This window comes from Pseudomonas sp. RIT-PI-r (genome assembly GCF_001297015.1).
Lineage (GTDB): Bacteria > Pseudomonadota > Gammaproteobacteria > Pseudomonadales > Pseudomonadaceae > Aquipseudomonas.
Map to the genome: position 1 here is coordinate 82,034 of NZ_LIGE01000017.1, position 23,361 is coordinate 105,394.

Sequence of the window (23,361 nt, forward strand, 5' to 3'; positions counted from 1 at the left end):
GTTCTGCCGAGAGGCTCTAGATCGGGCCTTTGCGGGCGACGGTTTTGCACCGGGGTGGGTATTTCCGACTCACTCGCGCCTCGCAAAAGTGCGGGTCGCGGTAACACTGTTCGACTGATCGGTCAGAATTCGCGCGACTTTTTGCGCCTTAATCGACCTTTCGATTAAACCTGCGGCTGGTTTGCCAGTCGTAGATTTCATGAGGGCCGCTTTGGCCCGCCGTTTCAGCCGTGCGCCGCAGTCTTTGCGTGCGGTCGTGATCAGGAGCTTTGTGCATGACGCGCACTGGAAAAATCTTCAGCTGGACCTTCGCCATCCTCGTGCTGCTACTGGCCATGGTGGTATTGATCATCGTGTTCTTCGACTGGAACCGGATCAAACCACCGCTCAACGCCAAAGTCTCGGAAGAACTGCACCGACCGTTTGCCATCAACGGCAACCTCGCGGTGATCTGGCAGCGCGAGCCGGACGAGGGCGGCTGGCGCGCGTGGGTGCCGTGGCCGCACGTGGTCGCTGAGGATTTGAGCCTGGGCAACCCGGACTGGTCGAAGCAACCGCAGATGGTCACGCTCAAACGCGTTGAACTGCGCATCTCGCCTCTGGCGCTGCTGGCGCAACGCGTGGTGATCCCGCGTATTGACCTGACCGAACCCAACGCCGAGCTGCAACGCCTGGCCGATGGCCGCGCCAACTGGACGTTCAAGTTCGATCCGAAGGATCCGAACGCCGAGCCGTCGAACTGGGTGGTCGACATCGGCGCCATCGGGTTCGATAAGGGCCACGTTACCCTTGACGATCAGACGCTCAAGACCAACCTTGATGTCTTGATCGATCCACTGGGCAAGCCGATTCCGTACAGCGACATCGTCGGTGCCAAAGCGGCGAAAACCGCGCAGGACAAGGGCGGTGCACCGCAGGATTATGCGTTTGCGCTGAAGGTCAAAGGCCAATACCACGCTCAGAACCTCACCGGCCAAGGCAAGATCGGCGGGCTGCTGGCATTGCAGGACGCGAGCAAGCCGTTCCCGTTGCAGGCCCAGGCGAAGATCGGCGACACCAGCATCGAACTGGCCGGCACGCTGACCGACCCGCTTAACCTCGGCGCCCTCGATCTGCGCCTGAAACTGGCCGGCGCCAGCCTCGGCAATCTCTATCCGCTAACCGGTGTGACCCTGCCGGATACACCGCCGTACTCCACCGACGGCCATTTGATCGCCAAGCTGCATGACGCGGCCGGCGCGAAATTCACCTATGAGCAGTTCAACGGCAAAATCGGCAGCAGTGACATTCATGGCGACCTGACTTACGTCGCCAGTCAGCCACGGCCAAAGCTCAGCGGCGCGCTGCTCTCCAATCAACTGCTGTTCGCCGACCTCGCGCCACTGATCGGCGCCGACTCCAATGACAAGCAAAAGGCCCGCGGCGGCGAGAGCAAACAGCCGGCCGATAAAGTGCTGCCGGTGGAAGAGTTCAAGACTGATCGCTGGCGCGCAATGGACGCTGATGTCGAGTTCACCGGCAAGCGCATCGTCCACAGCGAGAAGCTGCCGTTCAACGACCTCTATACCCATCTGAAACTCAACGACGGCGAACTTAGCCTGGAGCCACTGCGTTTCGGCGTGGCGGGCGGCAATCTCGATGCGCTGATCCGCCTCAACGGCCGCACCGAACCGCTGGAAGGCCGGGCCAAATTGACGGCGCGCCGCTTCAAACTCAAGGAGCTGTTCCCGACCTTCGAACCGATGAAAACCAGTTTCGGCGAGCTTAATGGCGACGCCGATATCACTGGGCGTGGCAACTCGGTCGCCAAGCTGCTGGGCGGCGCCAATGGCAAATTGAAGATGTTGATCAACGACGGCGCGATCAGCCGTGAGCTGATGGAACTGGCCGGGCTCAACGTCGGCAATTACGTGGTCGGCAAGATCTTTGGCGACAAGGAAGTGAAGATCAACTGCGCGGCGGCGGACTTCGACATCAAAACCGGTCTGGCGACCACGCAGCTGTTTGTCTTCGATACCGAGAACGCGATCATCTATATCGACGGCACGGCGAACATGGCCACTGAGCAGCTGGATCTGACCGTGACGCCGGAATCCAAGGGCTGGCGTTTGATTTCCCTGCGCTCGCCGCTGTACGTGCGCGGCAAGTTCATCAAGCCGGACGCGGGTGTGAAGGCTGTGCCGCTGATGTTGCGCGGGGCGGGGATGGTGGCGTTGGGCGTGATTGCAGCGCCGGCGGCGGGGTTGTTGGCGCTGGTGGCACCGAGTGGCGGTGAGCCGAATCAGTGTGCGCCGTTGCTGGAGCAGATGAAGGCGGGCAAGGCGCCGGTTACCGTTAAACCTACCAAGTAATCTTCAGCGCTTATAAAGACGTCATCGCGAGCAGGCTCACTCCTACATGGGAACGCATTCCAAATGTAGGAGTGAGCCTGCTCGCGATAGGGGTTACAGGTCGTTCAGGATGTCAGCCATGTCATCGGCATGCTCTTCTTCCTGCGCGAGGATATCTTCAAAGATACGCCGCGTAGTCGGGTCTTTCTCGCCGATGTACTGAATGATCTCGCGATAGCTGTCGATGGCGATGCGCTCGGCCACCAAGTCCTCGTAGACCATCTCTTTCAGGGTATTGCCGGCCACGTATTGCGCGTGGGACATCTTCGACAGCAGGTCGGGGTTGAACTCAGGCTCGCCGCCCAATTGCACAATGCGCTCGGCCAGGCGGTCGGCGTGCTGGGCTTCCTGGGTAGCATGCTCGAGAAACTCTTCGGCGGCCACATGGGCTTTCACGCCATTGGCCATGAAGTAGTGGCGTTTGTAGCGCAGCACGCAGACCAGTTCAGTGGCCAGCGATTCATTGAGCAAGCGCAGCACCTCTTCACGGTCGGCGCTGTAGCCCTCGGTGACGGCGCCGTTCTCGACGTGTTGGCGCGCACGGTCGCGCAGGGTTTGAACATCTGACAGATGCAGGTCGTCGCTCATTTCGATCTCCTGGAGGCTAATCCGATTGTCGCCACGTTCTGCGGACGCGGTCGGTACCTAAGCTGTGAGTCATGAGCGTTGCAAAAAGTTTTATCGGTTTACGCAACCCCTGTAGGGGCTGCCGAAGGCTGCGATCTTGGCGCCAGCCCGGACAAAACTGCTTCCTCGCGCAACCAGGCAAAAAACGCCCGCACCGGCGGATGCCGTTCGCGCCCCGGCACACACAACGCGCTGTACCCGGCGCCATCGACTTGAACCTGACCCATGAACGGCACCAGCAAGCCACTGGCAACGCTCTGCGACACCAGGATATTGCTCGCCAGTACCAGCCCTTGTCCGGCAATCGCCGCTTGCAGGGCGTAATGCTCTTCATCGTATTCGCGGATGGCCGGTTGCTGGTTCAGCCAGTTTGCGCTGGCCTTCGCGCACCACGCTTCCCAGCCATGCGCGTAGAGCTTCGAGTTGTGCCAACGCACGCTGATCAACGTCGGTGTGCGTCTCGCGGCCAGCGCCACTTGCTCGGGTGAGCCGTAAACCCCGAACGACTCATCGAACAGGCACAGGCCATAAAGGTTCGGGTAGTCGTCGAGGCTGTAGCGCAACACCAGATCGACGCTGGCGTCCTGATGCAGATCGATGATTTCACAGTGAGTATCGAGGCGTACGTTGATGTTCGGGTGCCGGGCATAAAAGCGCCCGAGGCGCGGCACCAGCCACAGCGCGGCGAAGGCGGCGGTGGTCGATAGCGTCAGCGTACTGGCGTTGCGCTGCGGGCGCAGGGTGTCGACGCTTTGCGCCACCTCCAGCAAGGCACCGTGCAGACTGCGGAACAGGCGCTCGCCGCCCTCGGTCAGGCGCACCTGGCGCGGCAGGCGCTCGAACAGCGCGACGCCGAGCCAGTCTTCCAGCGAGCGAATTTGATGCGAAATCGCCGTGGGCGTGACTGACAGCTCTTCGGCGGCAGCCTTGAAACTGAGCAGTCGTGATGCCGATTCAAAGGCGCGCAGGGCGGTGAGTGGCAGCGAGGCAAACATTAAAAACTCCATGGATGAAATGAATTCATCCCGACTGATTTTTGCTCATTTGAGGCAATGGTGTGCTGCCTGCAATCTGCAGCGACACAGCAATCAAAGTCTAGCCTCAAGGAGTTTCAGATGAGCAAAATTCTTGCGATCCACGCCAGTCCCCGTGGCGACCGTTCGCACTCGCGGCGCTTGGCGGAACATTTTCTCAGTGCCTGGCAGGTGCGTCATCCGCAGGCGCAAGTGACTCGCCGCGAGGTCGGGCGGGCGCTGATTCCGGCGGTCAACGAAGCCTTTGTCGCTGCCGCGTTTCATCCACAGCCTGAGGCCCGACCACTGTCGATGCAGGCCGATCTGGCCCTGAGCGATCAACTGGTCGGCGAGTTGTTCGATCACGACCTGCTGCTGATTTCCACGCCGATGTACAACTTCAGCGTGCCCAGCGGTCTTAAGGCCTGGGTCGATCAGATCGTACGCCTGGGCCTGACCTTCGATCACACGCTGGACAATGGCGTTGCTCAATACACGCCTTTGCTGCAGGGCAAGAAAGCCTTGATCGTGACCAGTCGCGGCGGCTTCGGTTTTGGTCCGGGCGGCGAGCTGGAGGCTTTGAATCATGCCGATCCATGGCTGCGCACGGCGCTGGGTTTCATCGGCATCAACGACGTCAGCGTGGTCGCGGCCGAAGGCGAAGAGTCCGCCGAACGCACCTTCGCGGTGTCGGTGGCCGAGGCCGAGCAGCGTTTGCTCGATCTCGCCCGGGTGTTCTAAATGGCCTGGATGTTCCTGCTGATCGCCGCCGGTTTTGAAGTGACCTTCGCCATGGGCATGAAGTACGCCGAAGGTTTCACCCGACTGTGGCCGTCGTTGATCACCGTGGTTGCGGCGGTCGGCGGGATTTATTTTCTGACCCTGGCGATGCGTGAATTGCCGGTGAGCATTGCCTACCCGATCTGGACGGCGATTGGCTCCCTGGGCACGGTGTTTCTCGGTTTTGCCCTGCTCGGCGAGAGCCTGACCCTGGTCAAACTGGTTTCGGTCGGGCTGATTGTGGCGGGGGTGGTGGGCCTGAAGTAGGCTGATGGTCGAGTTGTCATGATCATGGAGGAGGCTTGGCGGGCGTTTTGCACGCCTTGCATCCACTCACCGAACACAAGGATGTTTGCCCATGTCGACGCGTTATCCATTGGTGCTGGTGCCCGGCATGCTCGGGTTTATCCGGCTGGTTCTTTATCCGTACTGGTACGGCATCATCGGCGCGTTGCGCCGTGGTGGTGCAACGGTGATTGCGGTGCAGGTATCGCCGCTCAATTCCACAGAGGTGCGCGGCGAGCAGCTGCTGGCGCGCATTGATGAGATTCTGCGTGAGACCGGTGCCGCCAAGGTCAACCTGTTTGGCCACAGCCAAGGCTCGCTGACGGCGCGCTATGCGGCGGCGAAACGGCCGGATCTGGTGGCGTCCGTCACGTCGGTGGCCGGGCCCAATCATGGCTCCGAGCTGGCCGATTATCTGGAAAAAAATTATCCGGCCAACAGCGCCAAGGGGCGGCTGCTTGAGGTGTTGCTAAGGTTGGTCGGGTGGTTGATGGCTGTTTTGGAGACCGGTTATCGCGGGCCGAAATTGCCGGTGGATATTCACGCCTCGCACCAATCGCTGACCACTGAGGGCGTGGCGCTGTTCAATCAGCGTTGTTCACAGGGCTTGCCGGAAACGTGGGGCGGGCACGGGCCGGAAGAGGTTAACGGCGTGCGTTATTACTCGTGGTCGGGGACGTTGCAGCCGGGCAAGACTGATCGCGGCGGGAATTTGTTTGATGGGACCAATCGCAGTTGTCGCTTGTTTGCGAAAACCTTTGTGCGTGAGCCGGGGCAGTGCGATGGGATGGTCGGGCGATATAGCTCGCATCTTGGTACGGTGATTGGCGATGACTATCCGCTGGATCACTTCGACATCGTCAACCAGTCGCTGGGGCTGGTTGGCAAGGGTGCGGATCCGGTGCGGCTGTTTGTCGAGCATGCGGCGCGGCTTGAGGCTGCAGGCCTTTAGGATCAAAAGATCGCAGCCTTCGGCAGCTCCTACAGGTTCGGTGTCGAACACAAATTTTGTGAACGCCCCGAACTCATGTAGGAGCTGCCGCAGGCTACGATCTTTTCCATCAGGCAACGCTGATCCGGCGACCCAACACGGTGGTCCAGCGCTCGGAAAGAATCACCCCACCCAACGTCAACAACCCGCCCACCAGGTGATACATCGCCAACTGCTCTTTCAACACCACCGCCGCAATCAGCGCAGTAATCAACGGCAGCAGATTGAAAAACAACGTCGTGCGGCTCGGCCCCAGACGCTGCACAGCCTGCATCCACGCCAGCGGCGCAACCATCGACGCCAACAGACACGCATACAACACCAGCGGAATGTTCTGCAGGGTCAGCCCGGTCTTCGGCGAAGCGGCATACAGCGGAAACAGCACGACAATCGCCACCAGCACCTGCAAATACAGCAACACCAGCGGCGGCAGGCGCAGTTGCCATTTTTTCAGCAGGGTGCTGTAGATCGCATAAGCGAGCGTGGCGATCAGCATCATCGCATCACCCATGTTCACGCCGTGCTGCAGCAACGCGCCGAGGCTGCCGGACGACACCACCACCAGTACGCCGGCAAACGACAGCACCGCGCCCACCAATGCGCCGGCAGTCAGGCGCTGCCCAAGGCTGATGATCGCCATGGCCAGCGACATCAACGGCATCAGCGACAGAATGATGCCCATGTTGGTCGCGGTGGTCAGGGTTGCGGCGAAGTAGGCGAGGCTCTGATACACCGCCATGCCCAACACGCCCAGTACGAAGATTTTGCCCAGGTTCGGACGGATCTGCGGCCAGTGCGCGATCACCGCTTTGAGCATGAAAGGCGTGAACAACAAGCCGGCCAGCAGCCAGCGGTAGAAACCGATCTCGGCGGGGAAAATCGCCCCCGCCGCCCGTTTGTTGATCACGGTATTGCCGGCCCAGATAAAAAACGCCCGCAGCGGGAACGCGTATTGCATGAGTTGAAACCAGTACGTTAATGAAAGGCAATTATCCGTTGTCTGGATGCAAGCCTATACTTCGAACCGGACAACCTGCCTCTGAAACCGGACAGCATGAACAGTAAACACATCGATCTGCTGGATTTCAGCGAACTGCCATCGGCGGTGTACTTCCGCTACGCCGATTTCAACGCCCATGAATTCGCCGCACCGCACCGTCATCCGTGGGGCACGCTGGAATACGCGGCGCACGGCGTGCTGCACATGGACGTCGACGGCAGCCGCTTTATGTCACCGCCTCAGTACGCGGTGTGGGTGCCGCCGCAGGTCGAGCACAGTTTCTACAGCCATCAACCGGTCAACTATCGCGCGGTGTGTCTTGATCCCAAGGTCTGCGCCGATTTGCCCCGGCGCGCGTGCACCTTGGCCATCAGCGACATTCTCAAGGCGATTCTCAAAGATTTCGCCGCCCGCGACGTGAAGATTCCCGAACTTGATGCCGATCAACGGCTGGCGCAGGTTCTGGTCGATCAATTGCAGCAGGCACCGGTGCATGAGTGTTATCTGCCGTACGCGAGCAGCTCCGGATTGCTGGCAATCCTCGAAACCTTGCAGGCCGAACCGGGCAACAATCAGCCGCTGGCGCATTGGGCGCTGCAAGTGCACGTCAGCGAACGCACGCTGGCCCGGCAATTCGTTCGGGAACTGGGAATGAGTTTCGGCGAGTGGCGTCAGCGTCTTCGCTATCTCGCCGCGATCGAGGCGCTGGAAACTACCCGCAGCGTGCAGGAAATTGCCTTCGATCTCGGTTACAGCAGCGGTTCGGCATTTATCGCCATGCTCGCCCGGCAGGCGGGGTGTACGCCGGAGCAGTATCGCCGTAGCCATCTCGAAGGCAGGAAGGTGTAACAAGATTTGGCTACACTCCAGCAGAGGCCGCCCCCATCGGTGCGGCGACAAGGAGAAAACTCCATGAAGATGTTGCGTGTGCCGTTGTTGATGATTGGTTTGCTCCTGTGTTCCCAGGGTTTCGCCGCCACGGCGCAACAGAACAAAATGACCACTTGCAATGCCGATGCGACCGCCAAGAGTCTGAAAGGCGATGAGCGCAAAACCTTCATGAGCACCTGCCTCAAGGCAGCGCCAGCGGCCAACGATGCCAAGGCCCTGACCCCGCAGCAGCAGAAAATGACTACCTGCAACGCCGATGCGAAAACCAAGGCGCTGACCGGCGATGCGCGCAAGGCGTTCATGAGTGATTGCCTGAAGAAAAAATAACTTGATTCGGTGGGGTAACTGGTCGACGCGTCCGCTTGAGATTTGCCCTCACCCTAACCCTCTCCCAGAGGGAGAGGGAACTGACCGCGGTGTTTCAAGACATTCGTCGACCTGAAAAAACCGGGCGATTATGGATTCCATGTCGCCGGTTCAGTTCACTGGATATCCAGAGCATCCCCCAATCGGTTCCCTCTCCCTTTGGGAGAGGGCTAGGGTGAGGGGGGCTGAAGCACCGCATATTTCTAGTGCTCCCCCCAGAACGCTGGCAGACTGCCAATCCTTTTACGCCGTTCGTTTTGAGGCTGTATGCCAACGTTTTCTGAGCGTCATGTAGTGTTCTGGGTCAGTTGCATCATCATTTTCGGCGGTTTGCTGCTGGTGCTGCCGCTGCGCTTGTTGCCCAGTCTGTTGGCCGGTCTGTTGGTCTATGAGCTGGTCAATATGCTCACCCCGCAGTTGCAACGGCTGATCGAAGGCCGCCGCGCGCGTTGGCTGGCGGTGGCCTTGCTCGGCACGCTGGTGGTGAGTGTGCTGGCGCTGATCTTCGCCGGCGCGATCAGTTTTCTCCTGCACGAAGCAGAAAACCCCGGTGCTTCCCTCGATAAATTCATGGGTGTGGTCGACCGCGCGCGCGGGCAATTGCCGCCGTTCATCGATGCTTATCTGCCGGCCAGTGCTGCGGAATTTCGCGTGGCGATCGGCGAGTGGATGAGCAAACATCTGTCCGACCTGCAACTGGTCGGCAAGGACGCGGCGCACATGTTCGTGACGCTGCTGATCGGCATGGTCCTCGGTGCAATTATCGCCTTGCAGCGCATCCCCGACGTGACCAAACGCAAACCGCTGGCCGCCGCGCTGTTCGACCGTTTGCACCTGCTGGTGCAGGCGTTTCGCAACATCGTTTTCGCGCAGATCAAGATTTCCCTGCTCAACACCTTCTTCACCGGGATCTTCCTCGCGGTGATCCTGCCGATGTTCGGCATCAAGCTGCCGCTGACCAAAACCCTGATTGTGCTGACCTTCCTGCTCGGCCTGCTGCCAGTAATCGGCAACCTGATGTCGAACACGCTGATCACCATCGTCGGCCTGTCACTGTCGATCTGGGTGGCGATTGCCGCGCTGGGTTATCTGATCTTTATCCACAAGCTCGAGTACTTCCTCAACGCGCGGATTGTCGGCGGGCAGATCAGTGCCAAGTCGTGGGAGTTGCTGCTGGCGATGCTGGTGTTCGAGGCCGCATTCGGCTTGCCGGGGGTGGTGGCGGGGCCGATTTATTACGCGTATCTGAAGAGTGAGTTGAAGCTGGGCGGGATGGTTTGATCCAAGCCTTGTAGCGCTTGAATGGGCCTCTTCGCGAGCAGGCTCGCTCCCACATTTTGAGCGCATTCCTTCAGTTGAAATGCAATCCAGTGTGGGAGCGAGCCTGCTCGCGAATGGCGCGACGCCGATTTCAGGTCAGGCCATGGCGCCATAGCGTTTCATGGCTTCAATCGCCAGTCCGCTACCAATGCTGCCAAAGATATTCCCTTCAACATGCCGCGCCTTCGGCAGCATCGCCGAGACGCTGTTGCGCAGCGCCGGAATACCGCTCGAACCACCCGTGAAGAACACCGTGTCGACCTGATCCACCGCCACACCGGCATCGTTCAACAGCTGCGTAACACTGCCACGCACTCGCTCCAGCAACGCATCGATCGCCGATTCAAACAGCGCGCGGGTCAGTTCAACACTCAGCCCGGGTTCAATGCGATCCAGCGGCACATGGCGGCTGTCGGTGTGGGTCAACTGGATCTTGGTTTCTTCCACTTCCATCGCCAACCAGTGCCCGGCGCGCTGTTCGATCAACTTGAACAAGCGATCGATGCCGCCGGTGTCTTCGATGTCGTAGCGCATGCTGCCCAGCGCCAGGCTGGATTTCTGCGAGTACACCGAGTTGATGGTGTGCCAGGTGGCCAGGTTCATGTGGTGGCTGGTCGGCATATAGGCGCCGCTCTTCATGCGGCTGCCGTAGCCGAACAGCGGCATCAGGCCTTGCAGGCTCAACTGTTTGTCGAAGTCGGTACCGCCGATGTGCACACCGCCGGTGGCGAGAATGTCATCGTGACGGTTATCGAAACCGCGACGCTCCGGCGACAGGCGCACCAGCGAGAAGTCGGAGGTACCACCGCCGATGTCGACGATCAGCACCAGCTCTTCTTTCTCGATGGTCGACTCGTAGTCGAAGGCCGCTGCAATCGGCTCGTACTGGAAGGAGACTTCCTTGAAACCGATCTTCCTGGCCACGTCGACCAGGGTGTCTTCGGCTTCCTGGTCGGCCAGCGGATCGTCATCGACGAAGAACACCGGACGGCCGAGCACCACTTGTTCGAATTCCCGACCGGCGGCGGTTTCCGCACGGCTCTTCAACTGGCCGATGAACAGGCCGAGCAAGTCCTTGAACGGCATCGCCGTGCCGAGCACGCTGGTGTCGTGCTTGATCAGCTTGGAACCGAGCAGGCTCTTCAACGAGCGCATCAGCCGGCCTTCATAACCTTCCAGGTACTCGTGCAGCGCCAGACGACCGTAAACCGGGCGGCGTTCCTCGATGTTGAAGAAGACCACCGACGGCAGGGTGATCTTGTCGTCTTCCAGCGCGATCATCGTTTCCATGCCGGGGCGCAGCCAGCCGACGGTGGAGTTGGACGTGCCGAAGTCGATACCGCAGGCACGGGCTGGAGAGGCGTCTTTCATGTCTTTCGGTTCCGGTCAAAAAAACGGCCGCGCAGTGTATGTCAGTGCGCGCCAGATTCGAAGGCCGGTCATCTGCTATTTCACGACTAAACTGCTTGAAACTCGCAGCTTTGCCCCAAACTTGCTGGCATGGGCCGGCAGAACCACCGGCGGTCGCAAGAACCGCCGTCCACTGCCGATAAACTTCTGTTGCGCCACCCGGTCACAACCTTGAGATCGGTCAACCTGGCACGCGCGAATCGGCGCATGCTGGCATCGGCGCGAAATCGATAACGGATGGTGATTCCTTCAATGGACTTCAAAGACTATTACAAGATACTCGGCGTGGAGCCGACAGCAGACGACAAGGCAATCAAGGCTGCCTATCGCAAGCTGGCGCGCAAATACCACCCCGATGTCAGCAAGGAAAAGGACGCCGAGGCCAAATTCAAAGACGCCTCGGAAGCCTATGAAGCGCTGAAAAGCGCCGACAAACGCGCCGAGTACGACGAGCTGCGCCGCTATGGCCAGCACGGTCAGCCGTTCCAGGGGCCACCGGGCTGGCAGAGCCGAGGCGGCTTTGGCGGTGGCGGTGGCGACACCGGCGACTTCTCGGACTTCTTCAGTTCGATCTTCGGCAATCGCGGCCCCGGTTTCGGTGGCGGCGAAGGTCGGCAACAACGCAGTGCAGGGCGCCGAGGGCAAGACGTGGAAATGGAACTGCCGATCTTCCTCGAGGAGACGCTCGCTAACGAATCGAAGAAAGTCACCTTCCAGGTGCCGCAATACAACGCCAACGGCCAGCACGTCAGCAACACCAGCAAGAGCCTGAACGTGAAGATCCCGGCGGGCGTGACCGACGGCGAGCGCATTCGCCTCAAGGGTCAGGGCGCGCCGGGTATCGGTGGCGGGGCCAATGGTGACCTGTACCTGACCATTCGTTTTGCGCCGCACCCGAAATTCGATGTCGAAGGTGAAAACCTCATCATCACCTTGCCGCTGGCGCCTTGGGAATTGGCATTGGGCACGGAAGTAGCCGTGCCGACCCTGACCGGCAAGATCAACCTCAAGGTGCCGGCCGGTAGCCAGAATGGCCAGCGCATGCGCGCCAAGGGGCATGGCTTGAAAAACAAGGCTGGTGAGCGCGGTTACTTGTTTGTGCAGCTCAAAGCGGTGATGCCGAAAGCGGCCGACGACGAGGTAAAGGCGCTGTGGCAGGAACTGGCGAAGAAAGCCGCTTTCAATCCGCGAGAGAACTTCTGAAACCGACGACGGAGTAGCCCATCATGAGCAGCCCCCTGATCGTTCAACTGGACCTGGCAGAATTCTGTGAGGCGGCCGATTTGTCGGACGTCTACGTGATCGAAATCGTCGAACACGGCATCCTCGAACCTCAGGGCGCACAGCCCCGGGAATGGCGCTTCACCGATTACGAATTGGCCCTGGCCAAGCGTGCGGCGAAGTTGCGCCGTGATCTGGAGCTGGAGTGGGAAGGGGTTGCGCTGGCGCTGGATCTGCTGGAAGAGGTGCGCGAATTGCGCGCCGAGAACCGTATGCTCAAACAACGCCTGGCACGCTTGGTAATCGAATAACCCATGTAGGAGCTGCCGAAGGCTGCGATCTTTTGATCTTGATCTTAAAAAACAAGATTAAAAGATCGCAGCCTTCGGCAGCTCCTACAGGGATCGGTATACGCAGGCCCTTGTACTCGCGGGTCTCGAAGGGCCTTTTTTGGTTAGAACAGGAAGTACCGCTGTGCCATCGGCAATGTTTCCGCCGGCTCACACCACAGCAGCACACCATCAGCCTTGACCTGATACGTCTGCGGATCAACATCGATGTTCGGCAGATAGTCGTTGTGAATCAGATCGGTTTTCTGCACATCCCGGCATCCCTTCACCACGCCGATTTTCTTCTTCAACCCCAACGCTTCCGGCAACCCGGCCTCCTGCGCCGCCTGGCTGATGAAGGTCAGGCTGGTAGCGTGCAACGAGCCGCCGTAGCTGGCGAACATCGGGCGGTAGTGCACCGGTTGCGGGGTCGGGATCGACGCGTTGGCGTCGCCCATCAGACTCGCGGCAATCGCGCCACCCTTGAGGATCAGTGTCGGTTTCACGCCGAAAAACGCCGGACGCCAGAGCACCAGATCCGCCCACTTGCCGACTTCGATCGAACCGACTTCATGGCTGATGCCGTGGGTGATCGCCGGGTTGATGGTGTACTTGGCGATGTAGCGCTTGGCGCGGAAATTGTCGTTGCCTTCGCCATCCTGAGGTAGCGGGCCGCGCTGTTTTTTCATCTTGTCGGCGGTCTGCCAGGTGCGTGTGATGACTTCGCCGACACGACCCATGGCCTGGCTGTCGGAGCTGATCATCGAGAACGCGCCGAGGTCGTGGAGGATGTCTTCGGCGGCAATCGTTTCGCGGCGGATGCGACTTTCGGCGAAGGCTACGTCTTCGGCAATGCTCGGGTCGAGGTGGTGGCAGACCATCAGCATGTCGAGGTGTTCGTCGATGGTGTTGCGCGTGAACGGCCGGGTCGGGTTGGTCGAACTTGGCAGCACGTTGGGGAAACCGCAGGCCTTGATGATGTCTGGCGCGTGACCGCCGCCGGCACCTTCGGTGTGATAGGTGTGAATGGTGCGGCCCTTGAACGCGCCGAGGGTGGTTTCGACGAAACCGGACTCGTTGAGGGTGTCGGTATGGATCGCCACCTGCACGTCGAACTGATCAGCGACGCTCAGGCAATTGTCGATGCTCGCCGGCGTGGTGCCCCAGTCTTCGTGCAACTTGAGGCCGATGGCGCCAGCCTTGACCTGTTCGATCAATGGCTCCGGCAGGCTGGCGTTGCCTTTGCCGGTGAGGCCGATGTTCATCGGGAACGCATCGGCCGCCTGGAGCATGCGCGCCAGGTGCCACGGCCCGGAGGTGCAAGTGGTGGCGTTGGTGCCGGTGGCAGGTCCCGTGCCACCGCCGATCATGGTGGTGACGCCGCTCATCAGCGCTTCTTCGATCTGCTGTGGGCAGATGAAGTGAATGTGCGTGTCGATGCCGCCGGCGGTGAGGATCATGCCCTCGCCGGCAATCACTTCGGTGCCGGCGCCGATGGCGATGGTCACGTTGGGCTGCACGTCCGGGTTGCCGGCCTTGCCGATGGCGGCGATGCGGCCGTCCTTGAGGCCGACGTCGGCTTTGACGATGCCCCAGTGGTCGATGATCAGCGCGTTGGTGATCAGCGTGTCGACCACTTCGGCGGCCAATAGTTGGCTTTGGCCCTGGCCGTCGCGGATGACTTTGCCGCCGCCGAATTTGACTTCTTCGCCGTAGGTGGTGAAGTCTTTTTCGACCTCGATCCACAGCTCGGTGTCGGCCAGGCGCACCTTGTCGCCGACGGTGGGGCCGAACATGTCGGCGTAGGCTTGTCTGGAGATTTTCATGCAGCGTCCTTCAGGAGAATAGTGGTGAGCCATCGACCCTCACCCTAGCCCTCTCCCAGAGGGAGAGGGGACTGATCGCGGGTTTCTTTCGACAGACATCGACCTGAAATATCGAGTCGAACTCAGGATCGGAAAAGCCCCCATTCGGCTCCCTCTCCCTCGGGAGAGGGCTGGGGTGAGGGGCAGCGGTGCACGCAGATGTCAGAGGTCACCCATGCCCCGTCCGGCAAAGCCGAACACCCGCCGATGCCCGGCGTAATCGACCAGCTCAACCTCACGGCTCTGCCCCGGCTCAAAACGCACCGCCGTGCCCGCCGGAATATTCAGGCGCATGCCACGGCTCGCTGCGCGATCGAAGGTCAGCGCGTCGTTGGTTTCAAAAAAGTGATAGTGCGAACCGACCTGAATCGGCCGGTCGCCGCTGTTGGCGACTTTCAGGCTGATGGTGCGGCGGCCGACGTTGAGTTCGATGTCGCCGGGCTGGATCTGGTACTCGCCAGGAATCATCACTGGGCTCCTTGCAGAATCTTGTAATAGAGGGCGGTCGGGCGATACGTGCCGTTCGGGTCGCAGGCGTAATCAGGAATTTCGCCGGCACGGCTGTAACCCAACGCTTTATAGAAATCTTCAGCCGGCGAACCCGCTTCGGTGTCGAGGTAAAGCATGCCGCGCTTGTGATGGCGGGCCTCCAGCTCCAGCGCGCTCATCAATTGCTGACCGAGGCCACGGCGACGGGCGTGTTCGCGCACCAGCAGTTTTTGTACTTCGGCACGATTCAGGCCGTTGGCTTTCTGGCACAACCCCAATTGCACACTGGCCAATACCTGCTCGTCCTTGACCACCACCCAGAGCAGCACGCTGCCCTTGTTCACATTGTCCTGGACGTCATCGAAATAGGCATGAGCCTGCGCCGCATCGAGATCGGCCATGAAGCCGACACTGGCGCCGTAACCCACGGCATCGAGCAGCAAATCGATCAGGCCCTGACGGTAGTGGGCAAAACTTTCAGCATTGACGCGGCGCAGTTGGGCGGCGTTCATCGGTGTCACTCCTTGATGGCTTCAGGCGGCTCCGCGCCAGGGTTGAGGGTCAGTTGCATGAAGGTCAGGTCCAGCCAGCGGCCGAACTTGGTGCCGACTTGCGGCATTTGCCCGGTGGTGATGAAACCGGCGCGTTCGTGCAGACGAATCGAAGCAGCGTTGCCGCTTTCGATGGCGGCGACCATCACGTGCTTGTCGCAGGTCCTTGCCCGTTCGATCAGCGCAGCCATCAGTTTCGGGCCGAGGCCGTTGCCGCGTTGGTCGCTGCGCACATACACCGAGTGCTCGACGGTGTGGCGAAAGCCATCGAACGGCCGCCAGTCACCAAACGAAGCGTAGCCGAGCACAGTGTTGTCGCCGTCAACGATCACCAGAATCGGATAGGCCTGGGCCTGACGCGCGCTGAACCACGCCTGACGGTTGCCGAGGTCGACGGCTTGTTCATTCCAGATCGCCGTGGTGTTGAGCACGGCATCGTTGTAGATATCGCGGATCGCCGGCAGATCGGCATGCAGGGCATCGCGAATGGAGTAGGTCATGGCGCGGCCTCAAACGATCGGTTGGTGGACGGTGACCAGTTTGGTGCCGTCGGGGAACGTCGCTTCGACCTGGATTTCCGGGATCATTTCCGCGATGCCTTCCATCACTTGTTCGCGGCTGAGCAGGGTGGTGCCGAAGTGCATCAGCTCGGCCACCGTCTGGCCGTCACGGGCGCCTTCGAGCAGGGCTGCGGAGATGTAGGCCATGGCTTCCGGGTAATTGAGTTTCACGCCGCGTGCCAACCGCCGCTCGGCGACGAGGCCGGCGGTGAAGATCAGCAGCTTGTCTTTTTCGCGTGGGGTCAGGTCCATTGTGGGAATCCAATATCGGCAGTTAAAAATGATGTCGTACACCTGTAGGAGCTGCCGAAGGCTGCGATCTTTTGATCTTGATCTTTAAAAACAAAATCAAAAGATCGCAGCCTTCGGCAGCTCCTACAGGGCAATGCATTTCAGGTGTTCCAGATTCGGGGCGGCTGAGCTTCGCGGCCCAGCAGCACCGGTCGCAGCAAGCGCCATAAATCGATGAGCCAGGCGCGGGCGAGCAGTGCCTCACTGGCCAGACAACGAGCCACCAGAAGCCCCGGCAATTGAGTCAGATCCCCGCGTAATTCGTGCCCCAGCGAGCGGCAACGCTCAAGCAACTCGGCATCAATCTCACCGGTGACCAACAACGTCGCAAACACCGGATGACCATCCAGCCCGATCGGCGAATCAAGCAAACCGTCGTCACCGACAATGCGCTGACGTTCATGCCAGAGCAATCGACCATCACGGCGAATATCCAAATGCGCCTGAAAATGCCCACGGTCAAAACGTTCGCCACTGGCCGGGCGACCCAGCGCCACGACGTCCCAGTAGAAAAGCCGCGCATCGCCTTCAAGTTCGATCGAGGTCGTCAATTCGGCCTGCGCTGCGCTGAAGACGATGGTCTCCTGCGGCAGCCATTCCAGCGTCGCCCCTGCCGCCACTTTCAAGTCGAGCTGCTGATAAGCCGGCCCCCCGGCGCGATACCACTTGGCCGCTCCGGGGCTGGTGATCTGCGCCCAGGCGTCTTGCTCGACGCGGGCGCTGATGTCCAGTCGATCACCGCCGGCAATCCCGCCCGGTGGGTGGACGATGATGTGCTGACAGACTTCAGGACCTTCGGCATACAGGTGCTTTTGCACCCGCAGCGGGCCGAGGTGGCGGCGCATGACCGGGCGCGTGCAATCGCCGAAACGGGCGTAAGCGAGTTCCAGCTCGGCGTGCCAGCTGGGGGTAAACAGGGCAGGTGCAACAGTCGAATTCATGGTGTGTAATTATCGTTAGGAAGCTACAGATTAGTTCGTTGTACTAGATCGTTACCAGCCCGCGTACACCCTCGGCCTCCATATTTTCACCGCGCCCCTGTTGCACGATTTCGCCCCGCGACATCACCAGGTATTGATCGGCCAGTTCCGCGGCGAAATCGTAGAACTGCTCGACCAGCAGAATCGCCATGTCACCGCGTTCCGCGAGTTTCTTGATCACCGCGCCGATCTCCTTGATCACCGACGGTTGAATGCCTTCGGTGGGTTCATCAAGGATCAGCAAACGGGGGCGGCTGGCCAATGCGCGGCCAATCGCCAACTGCTGTTGCTGACCGCCAGACAGATCGCCGCCGCGACGCTGCTTCATTTGTAGCAGCACCGGGAACAATTCATAAATGAAACCTGGGACTTCTTTGGCTTCGCTGCCGGGAAAACGCGACAGGCCCATCAACAGATTCTCTTCCACGGTCAGGCGTCCGAAGATCTCGCGGCCCTGCGGCACATAGGCGATCCCGGCGTGAACCCGCTGATGCGGCTTGAACGTGGTGATCGGTTTGCCTTCCCAGTTCACCGTGCCTTCTTTGGCCGGCAACAGGCCCATCAGGCATTTGAGCAGAGTGGTTTTACCCACACCGTTACGGCCGAGCAGGCAGGTGACTTCGCCGACCTTCACGTCGAAAGACAGGCCACGCAGGATGTGGCTACCGCCGTAGTACTGGTGCAGCTTGTCGACTTGCAGCATTTCCAAAATCTCCCTCGATGATCGTTCCCACGCTCTGCGTGGGAACGCATCCCGTGACGCTCTGCGTCACATGACGGCGGACGCAGAGCGTCCATGGCGGTATTCCCACGCAGAGCGTGGGAACGATCCAGGTCTTCACCGGCCGAGGTAGACCTCGATCACGCGCTCGTTTTCCTGCACCTGCTCAAGCGAGCCTTCGGCCAGCACGCTGCCCTGGTGCAACACGGTCACATGGTCGGCAATCGAGCCAACAAACCCCATGTCATGCTCCACTACCATCAGCGAATGCTTGCCCGCCAGGCTCTTGAACAGTTCAGCGGTGAACTCGGTTTCCGCATCGGTCATGCCCGCCACCGGTTCATCGAGCAACAGCAATTGCGGGTCCTGCATGAGCAACATGCCGATCTCGAGAAACTGCTTCTGACCGTGAGAGAGCAACCCGGCCTGACGATTGACCGAGGTGGTCAGGCGAATCGTTTCGAGTACTTCGCTGATCCGATCCTTCTGCTCGCCACTCAGCCGCGCGCGCAAACTGGCCCACACCGACTTGTCGGTCTTTTGCGCCAGTTCGAGGTTTTCAAACACGCTCAACGCTTCGAACACCGTCGGTTTCTGGAACTTGCGACCGATGCCGGCCTGAGCGATTTGCACTTCGCTCATCTGCGTCAGGTCCAGCGTTTCGCCGAACCACGCCTTGCCGTGACTCGGGCGGGTCTTGCCGGTGATCACGTCCATCAGCGTGGTTTTGCCCGCGCCGTTAGGGCCGATGATGCAGCGCAACTCGCCGACGCCGATGTACAGATTGAGATTGTTCAGCGCGCGAAAGCCATCGAAGCTGACGCTGATGTCTTCCAGTGTGAGGATCGTGCCGTGACGGGTATCGAGACCCGGGCCGACGCGTTGGCCGAGGCCGATCGAGTCGCGGCTGGTGCCGGCGTCCTTGTTCGGCTCGACAGGAAAGAAGGCCGGTTCCAGCATGAATTCAGCGCTCGCCGTGACTCTCATTGTTCACCTCGTTTCTTCAGCAGACCGATCACGCCTTTGGGCAAGTAAAGCGTCACGACGATGAACAACGCGCCGAGGAAGAACAGCCAGTATTCGGGGAAGGCCACGGTGAACCAGCTCTTCATGCCGTTGACCACACCGGCGCCGAGCAACGGCCCGATCAGTGTGCCGCGCCCGCCAAGGGCCACCCAGACCGCCGCTTCAATCGAATTGGTCGGCGACATTTCGCTCGGGTTGATGATCCCGACTTGCGGCACATACAACGCACCGGCCAGTCCACACAGAACAGCGCTCAACACCCACACGAACAGCTTGAAACCGCGCGGGTCATAGCCGCAGAACATCAAGCGGTTTTCCGCATCACGCAACGCGGTCAGCACGCGACCGAACTTGCTCTGCGCCAAGCGCCAGCCGATAAACAGGCTCGCCACCAGCAACAACACCGTGGCCAGAAACAGCACCGCGCGGGTGCCCGGTTCAGTGATGCCGAAACCGAGAATCGTACGGAAATTGGTGAAGCCGTTATTGCCGCCAAACCCGGTCTCGTTGCGGAAAAACAAGAGCATGCCGGCGAAGGTCAGGGCCTGGGTCATGATCGAGAAATACACGCCTTTGATCCGCGAACGGAAGGCGAAGAAACCGAACACCAGCGCCAGCAACCCCGGCGCCAGGACCACCAGACACATGGCCCAGACAAAGCTGCTGGTGCCGGTCCAGTACCACGGCAATTCGCTCCACGACAGGAAGGTCATGAACGCCGGTAGACCATCGCCGGCAGCCTGACGCATCAGGTACATGCCCATCGCATAACCGCCGAGGGCGAAGAACAGTCCGTGGCCCAGCGACAGCAGACCGGCGTAACCCCAGACCAGATCCAGCGCGAGGGCGACGATGGCGTAGCAGAGGATTTTGCCAACCAGCGTCAGTGTGTACGCCGAGACCGACAGGGCATTGTCCGCTGGCAGCAGTGACAGCAGCGGCAGGGCGATCAGCAGGGCGAGGATCACTGCGCCGACGGCGATCGTGACTTTCGGCCCGGCCTTTTGTGTAGCGGTAACAAGCAGAGGCTGGTTCATCAGTCGATCACCCGTCCTTTCAGTGCGAAGAGGCCTTGCGGACGTTTCTGAATAAACAGAATGATCAGCGCGAGGATCAGGATCTTGCCGAGCACCGCACCGATCTGCGGTTCGAGAATCTTGTTGGCGATGCCCAGGCCGAATGCCGCGAGCACGCTGCCGGCGAGTTGCCCGACGCCGCCGAGCACCACCACCAGGAACGAGTCGATGATGTAGCTCTGACCGAGGTCCGGGCCGACGTTGCCGATCTGGCTGAGCGCCACACCGCCGAGGCCGGCGATGCCCGAACCGAGGCCGAAGGCGAGCATGTCCACACGACCGGTCGGCACGCCGCAGCAAGCGGCCATGTTGCGGTTCTGGGTGACGGCACGAACGTTGAGGCCCAAGCGAGTTTTGTTCAGCAGCAGCCAGGTCAGCACCACCACAAACAAGGCGAAGGCGATGATGACGATGCGGTTGTACGGCAGCACAAGATTGGGCAGCACTTGAATGCCACCGGACAGCCACGCCGGGTTGGCGACTTCGACGTTCTGCGCGCCGAACAACAAACGCACCAGCTGAATCAGCATCAGGCTGATGCCCCACGTCGCGAGCAGGGTTTCCAGCGGGCGGCCGTAGAGGTGACGAATCACCGTGCGCTCCAGCGCCATGCCGATTGCGGCCGTGACAAAGAACGCCACCGGCAGCGCGATCAGCGGGTAGAACTCAATCGCTTGTGGCGCATAGCGCTGGAACATCAACTGCACCACATACGTCGAGTAGGCGCCGAGCATCAACATCTCGCCGTGGGCCATGTTGATCACCCCGAGCAGGCCGAAGGTGATGGCCAGACCGAGGGCCGCCAACAGCAGAATCGAACCGAGGGACATGCCGCTGAAGGCCTGACCGAGGATCTCGCCGATCAGCAGTTTGCGTTTGACTTGAGCCAGACTGGTTTCGGCGGCGGTGCGCACGTTGGCATCGGCTTCGACGCCGGGTTGGAGCAAACCTTCGAGGCGCGTACGGGCGAGTGGATCGCCGGTTTCGCCGAGCAGTCGCACCGCGGCGAGGCGCACCGCCGGGTCAGTGTCGACCAGTTGCAGATTGGCCAGCGCCAGGCTCAGGGCGGCGTGAACGCTTTCATCTTTTTCGCCAACGAGTTGCTGGTCGAGGAATTTCAGCTGCGCGGGTTTCGCGCTTTTCTGCAATTGCTGCGCGGCGCTCAGACGGATTTTGGCGTCGGCGGCGAGCAATTGGTGGCTGGCCATGGCGGTGTCGATCAGACCCCGCAGGCGATTGTTCAGGCGCAGGGTTTTCGCTTGGCCGTCGATGGTCAGTTCGCCTTGTTGCAGGGCGTTGATCAATTCGATACGTGCCGGGTCGGGCTGCGCGGCCCAGGTTTCCAGCAGTTTGGCTTGCTGCACAGGATTGGCCGCGACGAAGTCTTCGGCGTCGCCGGCGTGGGCCAGCATCGGCAGCAATAGTGCGATGGCTATGAGAAAGCGGTGTATGGCAGTGGGCATTAGTGGTGTTTCCTTTCTTGCGGTGGCCGATGGAGCGGTGTCCGGCTGTGAATCCGCCCCTCACCCTAACCCTCTCCCAGAGGGAGAGGGGACTGACCGAGTTGTCAGGTCATCCAACACCGACCTGACATTCCTGCGTCGAACTCAGGATCTGAAAGCCATAGAGATCTGCTCCCTTCCCCCACTCCCGGAAGGAGAGGGGGCTGGCCGAGGTGTCTGGACGATGTGCTGCGACCCGCGAATTCGAGCCGAACTCAGGCTTTGAAAAACATGAAGATCGGCTCCCTTTCCCCTCTCCCTGAGGGAGAGGGCTGGGCGGGCGGCGTTCCGATGAGGGGGAAATCTAAAGCCCACCTCAAAAACTGAATCCGCCTCAGTTGCTCTTCACCGCATAATCGGGCTTCTTGTCGTTGCCCTGAATGAACGGGCTCCACGGTTGCGCACGGACCGGACCTTCGGTCTGCCACACGACGTTGAACTGACCGTCCGCCTGAATCTCGCCGATCATCACCGGTTTGTGCAGGTGGTGATTGGTCTTGTCCATGGTCAGGGTGTAGCCCGACGGTGCAGCAAAGGTCTGCCCGGCCAGCGCTTCGCGGACTTTGTCGACATCGGTGGACTTGGCTTTCTCAGCCGCTTGCGCCCACATGTGGATGCCGACATAAGTGGCTTCCATCGGGTCGTTGGTCACCGCTTTGTCGGCGCCCGGCAAGTTGTGTTTCTTCGCGTAGGCCTTCCAGTCAGCGACGAATTTCTTGTTCACCGGGTTCTCGACGGATTCGAAGTAGTTCCACGCCGCGAGGTTGCCCACCAGCGGTTTGGTGTCGATCCCGCGCAATTCTTCTTCGCCGACCGAGAACGCCACGACCGGTACGTCGGTGGCTTTCAAACCCTGGTTGGCCAGCTCTTTGTAGAACGGCACGTTGGAGTCGCCGTTGACCGTCGAGATGACCGCAGTCTTGCCCCCAGCCGAGAACTTCTTGATGTTGGCGACGATGGTTTGATAGTCGCTGTGACCGAACGGCGTGTAGACCTCTTCGATGTCCTTGTCGGCCACGCCTTTGGAGTGCAGGAACGAGCGCAGGATCTTGTTGGTGGTGCGCGGGTAGACGTAGTCGGTGCCGAGCAGGAAGTAGCGCTTGGCGCTGCCGCCTTCTTCGCTCATCAAATATTCAACCGCCGGGATCGCTTGCTGGTTCGGCGCGGCACCGGTGTAGAAAACGTTTGGCGACATCTCTTCGCCTTCGTATTGCACCGGGTAGAACAGCAGACCGTTGAGCTCTTCGAACACCGGCAGCACCGATTTACGCGACACCGACGTCCAGCAGCCGAACACCACGGCAACCTTGTCCTGAGTCAGCAACTGCCGGCCCTTTTCAGCGAACAGCGGCCAGTTCGACGCCGGGTCGACCACCACCGGCTCAAGCATCTTGCCGTTGACGCCGCCCTTGGCGTTGATCTCGTCGATGGTCATCAGCGCCATGTCTTTGAGCGACGTTTCGGAGATCGCCATGGTGCCGGACAACGAATGCAGAATCCCGACCTTGATGGTCTCGGCGGCCTGGACAGTCCAGGTCATGCCCATCGCGGCAATGGATGCCGTGAGTGTGAAAGCCTTGATCAAACTGCGACGCTTCATTGTGCGATCTCCATGAACATTTGAAGTTTTTTTGGTTGGCAGATGCGGACGACTGAAGGGGCTTTAGCAAGGGCTGT

Annotated in this window: 24 protein-coding genes; 9 read left to right on the forward strand and 15 right to left on the reverse strand. The window is 60.4% G+C overall.

The window, feature by feature from the left end:
• Positions 1–275: 275 nt before the first annotated feature.
• Positions 276–2,351, forward strand: a complete 2,076-nt coding sequence (locus tag AK821_RS05360) for an AsmA family protein (protein ID WP_064388679.1) — start codon at positions 276–278, stop codon at positions 2,349–2,351.
• A 93-nt stretch (positions 2,352–2,444) separates the two neighbouring features.
• Here AK821_RS05360 and AK821_RS05365 read toward each other — a convergent pair whose 3' ends face one another.
• Positions 2,445–2,978 carry a ferritin-like domain-containing protein gene (locus AK821_RS05365; protein ID WP_034151608.1) on the reverse strand — a complete coding sequence of 178 codons (534 nt, stop codon included), beginning with the start codon at positions 2,976–2,978 and terminating at the stop codon, positions 2,445–2,447.
• A gap of 98 nt (positions 2,979–3,076) precedes the next feature.
• Positions 3,077–4,024 carry a LysR substrate-binding domain-containing protein gene (locus AK821_RS05370; protein ID WP_161806644.1) on the reverse strand — a complete coding sequence of 316 codons (948 nt, stop codon included), beginning with the start codon at positions 4,022–4,024 and terminating at the stop codon, positions 3,077–3,079.
• A 108-nt stretch (positions 4,025–4,132) separates the two neighbouring features.
• Between AK821_RS05370 and AK821_RS05375 the strand changes: the two genes are divergently transcribed.
• The 3 genes from AK821_RS05375 (at position 4,133) to AK821_RS05385 (ending at position 6,047) form a co-directional block, all read left to right on the forward strand.
• The gene (locus AK821_RS05375; protein ID WP_064388683.1) at positions 4,133–4,771 is read left to right on the forward strand and encodes an FMN-dependent NADH-azoreductase; all 639 of its coding nucleotides are present in this window, start codon (positions 4,133–4,135) and stop codon (positions 4,769–4,771) included.
• On the forward strand, positions 4,772–5,077 hold the full coding sequence (locus tag AK821_RS05380) for a DMT family transporter (protein ID WP_064388685.1): 306 nt from the start codon (positions 4,772–4,774) through the stop codon (positions 5,075–5,077).
• A gap of 91 nt (positions 5,078–5,168) precedes the next feature.
• Positions 5,169–6,047, forward strand: a complete 879-nt coding sequence (locus tag AK821_RS05385) for an esterase/lipase family protein (RefSeq protein WP_064388687.1) — start codon at positions 5,169–5,171, stop codon at positions 6,045–6,047.
• A 109-nt stretch (positions 6,048–6,156) separates the two neighbouring features.
• Here the strand turns inward: AK821_RS05385 and AK821_RS05390 are convergent, their stop codons facing one another.
• On the reverse strand, positions 6,157–7,044 hold the full coding sequence (locus tag AK821_RS05390; protein WP_064388688.1) for a DMT family transporter: 888 nt from the start codon (positions 7,042–7,044) through the stop codon (positions 6,157–6,159).
• A 96-nt stretch (positions 7,045–7,140) separates the two neighbouring features.
• On the opposite strand from AK821_RS05390, the gene AK821_RS05395 reads away from it, so the two are divergent.
• The 3 genes from AK821_RS05395 to AK821_RS05405 all read left to right on the forward strand — a co-directional run bounded on the left by AK821_RS05395 (position 7,141) and on the right by AK821_RS05405 (position 9,624).
• Entirely contained in the window at positions 7,141–7,935 is a 795-nt protein-coding gene (locus AK821_RS05395; protein ID WP_064388690.1) for an AraC family transcriptional regulator, read from the forward strand.
• A 63-nt stretch (positions 7,936–7,998) separates the two neighbouring features.
• Positions 7,999–8,304 carry a PsiF family protein gene (locus AK821_RS05400; RefSeq protein WP_064388692.1) on the forward strand — a complete coding sequence of 102 codons (306 nt, stop codon included), beginning with the start codon at positions 7,999–8,001 and terminating at the stop codon, positions 8,302–8,304.
• Positions 8,305–8,610: 306 nt separating this feature from the next.
• Complete coding sequence (locus AK821_RS05405) at positions 8,611–9,624, forward strand: AI-2E family transporter (RefSeq protein WP_064388695.1); 1,014 nt, start codon at positions 8,611–8,613, stop codon at positions 9,622–9,624.
• 135 nt (positions 9,625–9,759) lie between these two features.
• On the opposite strand, the gene AK821_RS05410 is transcribed toward AK821_RS05405, so the two are convergent.
• Positions 9,760–11,034 (reverse strand): Hsp70 family protein, encoded by a 1,275-nt coding sequence (locus AK821_RS05410; RefSeq protein ID WP_064388696.1) that lies wholly within the window; start codon positions 11,032–11,034, stop codon positions 9,760–9,762.
• Positions 11,035–11,325: 291 nt separating this feature from the next.
• Between AK821_RS05410 and AK821_RS05415 the strand changes: the two genes are divergently transcribed.
• Both AK821_RS05415 and AK821_RS05420 read left to right on the forward strand, forming a co-directional pair.
• The gene (locus AK821_RS05415; RefSeq protein WP_064388699.1) at positions 11,326–12,276 is read left to right on the forward strand and encodes a DnaJ C-terminal domain-containing protein; all 951 of its coding nucleotides are present in this window, start codon (positions 11,326–11,328) and stop codon (positions 12,274–12,276) included.
• Positions 12,277–12,299: 23 nt separating this feature from the next.
• Positions 12,300–12,605 carry a chaperone modulator CbpM gene (locus AK821_RS05420; protein ID WP_053116834.1) on the forward strand — a complete coding sequence of 102 codons (306 nt, stop codon included), beginning with the start codon at positions 12,300–12,302 and terminating at the stop codon, positions 12,603–12,605.
• Positions 12,606–12,748: 143 nt separating this feature from the next.
• On the opposite strand, the gene ureC is transcribed toward AK821_RS05420, so the two are convergent.
• The 11 genes from ureC to urtA all read right to left on the reverse strand — a co-directional run bounded on the left by ureC (position 12,749) and on the right by urtA (position 23,284).
• On the reverse strand, positions 12,749–14,449 hold the full coding sequence (gene ureC / locus AK821_RS05425; RefSeq protein ID WP_064388701.1) for an urease subunit alpha: 1,701 nt from the start codon (positions 14,447–14,449) through the stop codon (positions 12,749–12,751).
• A gap of 201 nt (positions 14,450–14,650) precedes the next feature.
• Complete coding sequence (locus AK821_RS05430) at positions 14,651–14,956, reverse strand: urease subunit beta (RefSeq protein WP_064388703.1); 306 nt, start codon at positions 14,954–14,956, stop codon at positions 14,651–14,653.
• Complete coding sequence (locus tag AK821_RS05435; protein WP_064388704.1) at positions 14,956–15,489, reverse strand: GNAT family N-acetyltransferase; 534 nt, start codon at positions 15,487–15,489, stop codon at positions 14,956–14,958. Before AK821_RS05435 ends, AK821_RS05430 begins: the two co-directional genes overlap by 1 nt.
• A gap of 5 nt (positions 15,490–15,494) precedes the next feature.
• On the reverse strand, positions 15,495–16,028 hold the full coding sequence (locus AK821_RS05440; RefSeq protein WP_064388706.1) for a GNAT family N-acetyltransferase: 534 nt from the start codon (positions 16,026–16,028) through the stop codon (positions 15,495–15,497).
• Between the two features lie 9 nt (positions 16,029–16,037).
• Positions 16,038–16,340, reverse strand: a complete 303-nt coding sequence (gene ureA / locus AK821_RS05445; RefSeq protein WP_016984788.1) for an urease subunit gamma — start codon at positions 16,338–16,340, stop codon at positions 16,038–16,040.
• Between the two features lie 140 nt (positions 16,341–16,480).
• A complete protein-coding gene (locus tag AK821_RS05450; protein ID WP_064388708.1) occupies positions 16,481–17,320 on the reverse strand; it encodes an urease accessory protein UreD in 840 nt (279 codons plus the stop codon).
• 43 nt (positions 17,321–17,363) lie between these two features.
• A complete protein-coding gene (gene urtE / locus AK821_RS05455) occupies positions 17,364–18,062 on the reverse strand; it encodes an urea ABC transporter ATP-binding subunit UrtE (protein WP_064388710.1) in 699 nt (232 codons plus the stop codon).
• Positions 18,063–18,197: 135 nt separating this feature from the next.
• Positions 18,198–19,067, reverse strand: a complete 870-nt coding sequence (urtD, locus tag AK821_RS05460; protein WP_007918913.1) for an urea ABC transporter ATP-binding protein UrtD — start codon at positions 19,065–19,067, stop codon at positions 18,198–18,200.
• Entirely contained in the window at positions 19,064–20,143 is a 1,080-nt protein-coding gene (urtC, locus tag AK821_RS05465; protein ID WP_064388712.1) for an urea ABC transporter permease subunit UrtC, read from the reverse strand. Before urtC ends, urtD begins: the two co-directional genes overlap by 4 nt.
• Positions 20,143–21,645: an urea ABC transporter permease subunit UrtB gene (gene urtB, locus AK821_RS05470; protein WP_064388714.1), complete on the reverse strand. Its 1,503-nt coding sequence runs from the start codon at positions 21,643–21,645 to the stop codon at positions 20,143–20,145. Before urtB ends, urtC begins: the two co-directional genes overlap by 1 nt.
• Before the next feature lie 373 nt (positions 21,646–22,018).
• Positions 22,019–23,284: an urea ABC transporter substrate-binding protein gene (gene urtA, locus AK821_RS05475; protein ID WP_064388716.1), complete on the reverse strand. Its 1,266-nt coding sequence runs from the start codon at positions 23,282–23,284 to the stop codon at positions 22,019–22,021.
• Between the last annotated feature and the right edge of the window lie 77 nt (positions 23,285–23,361).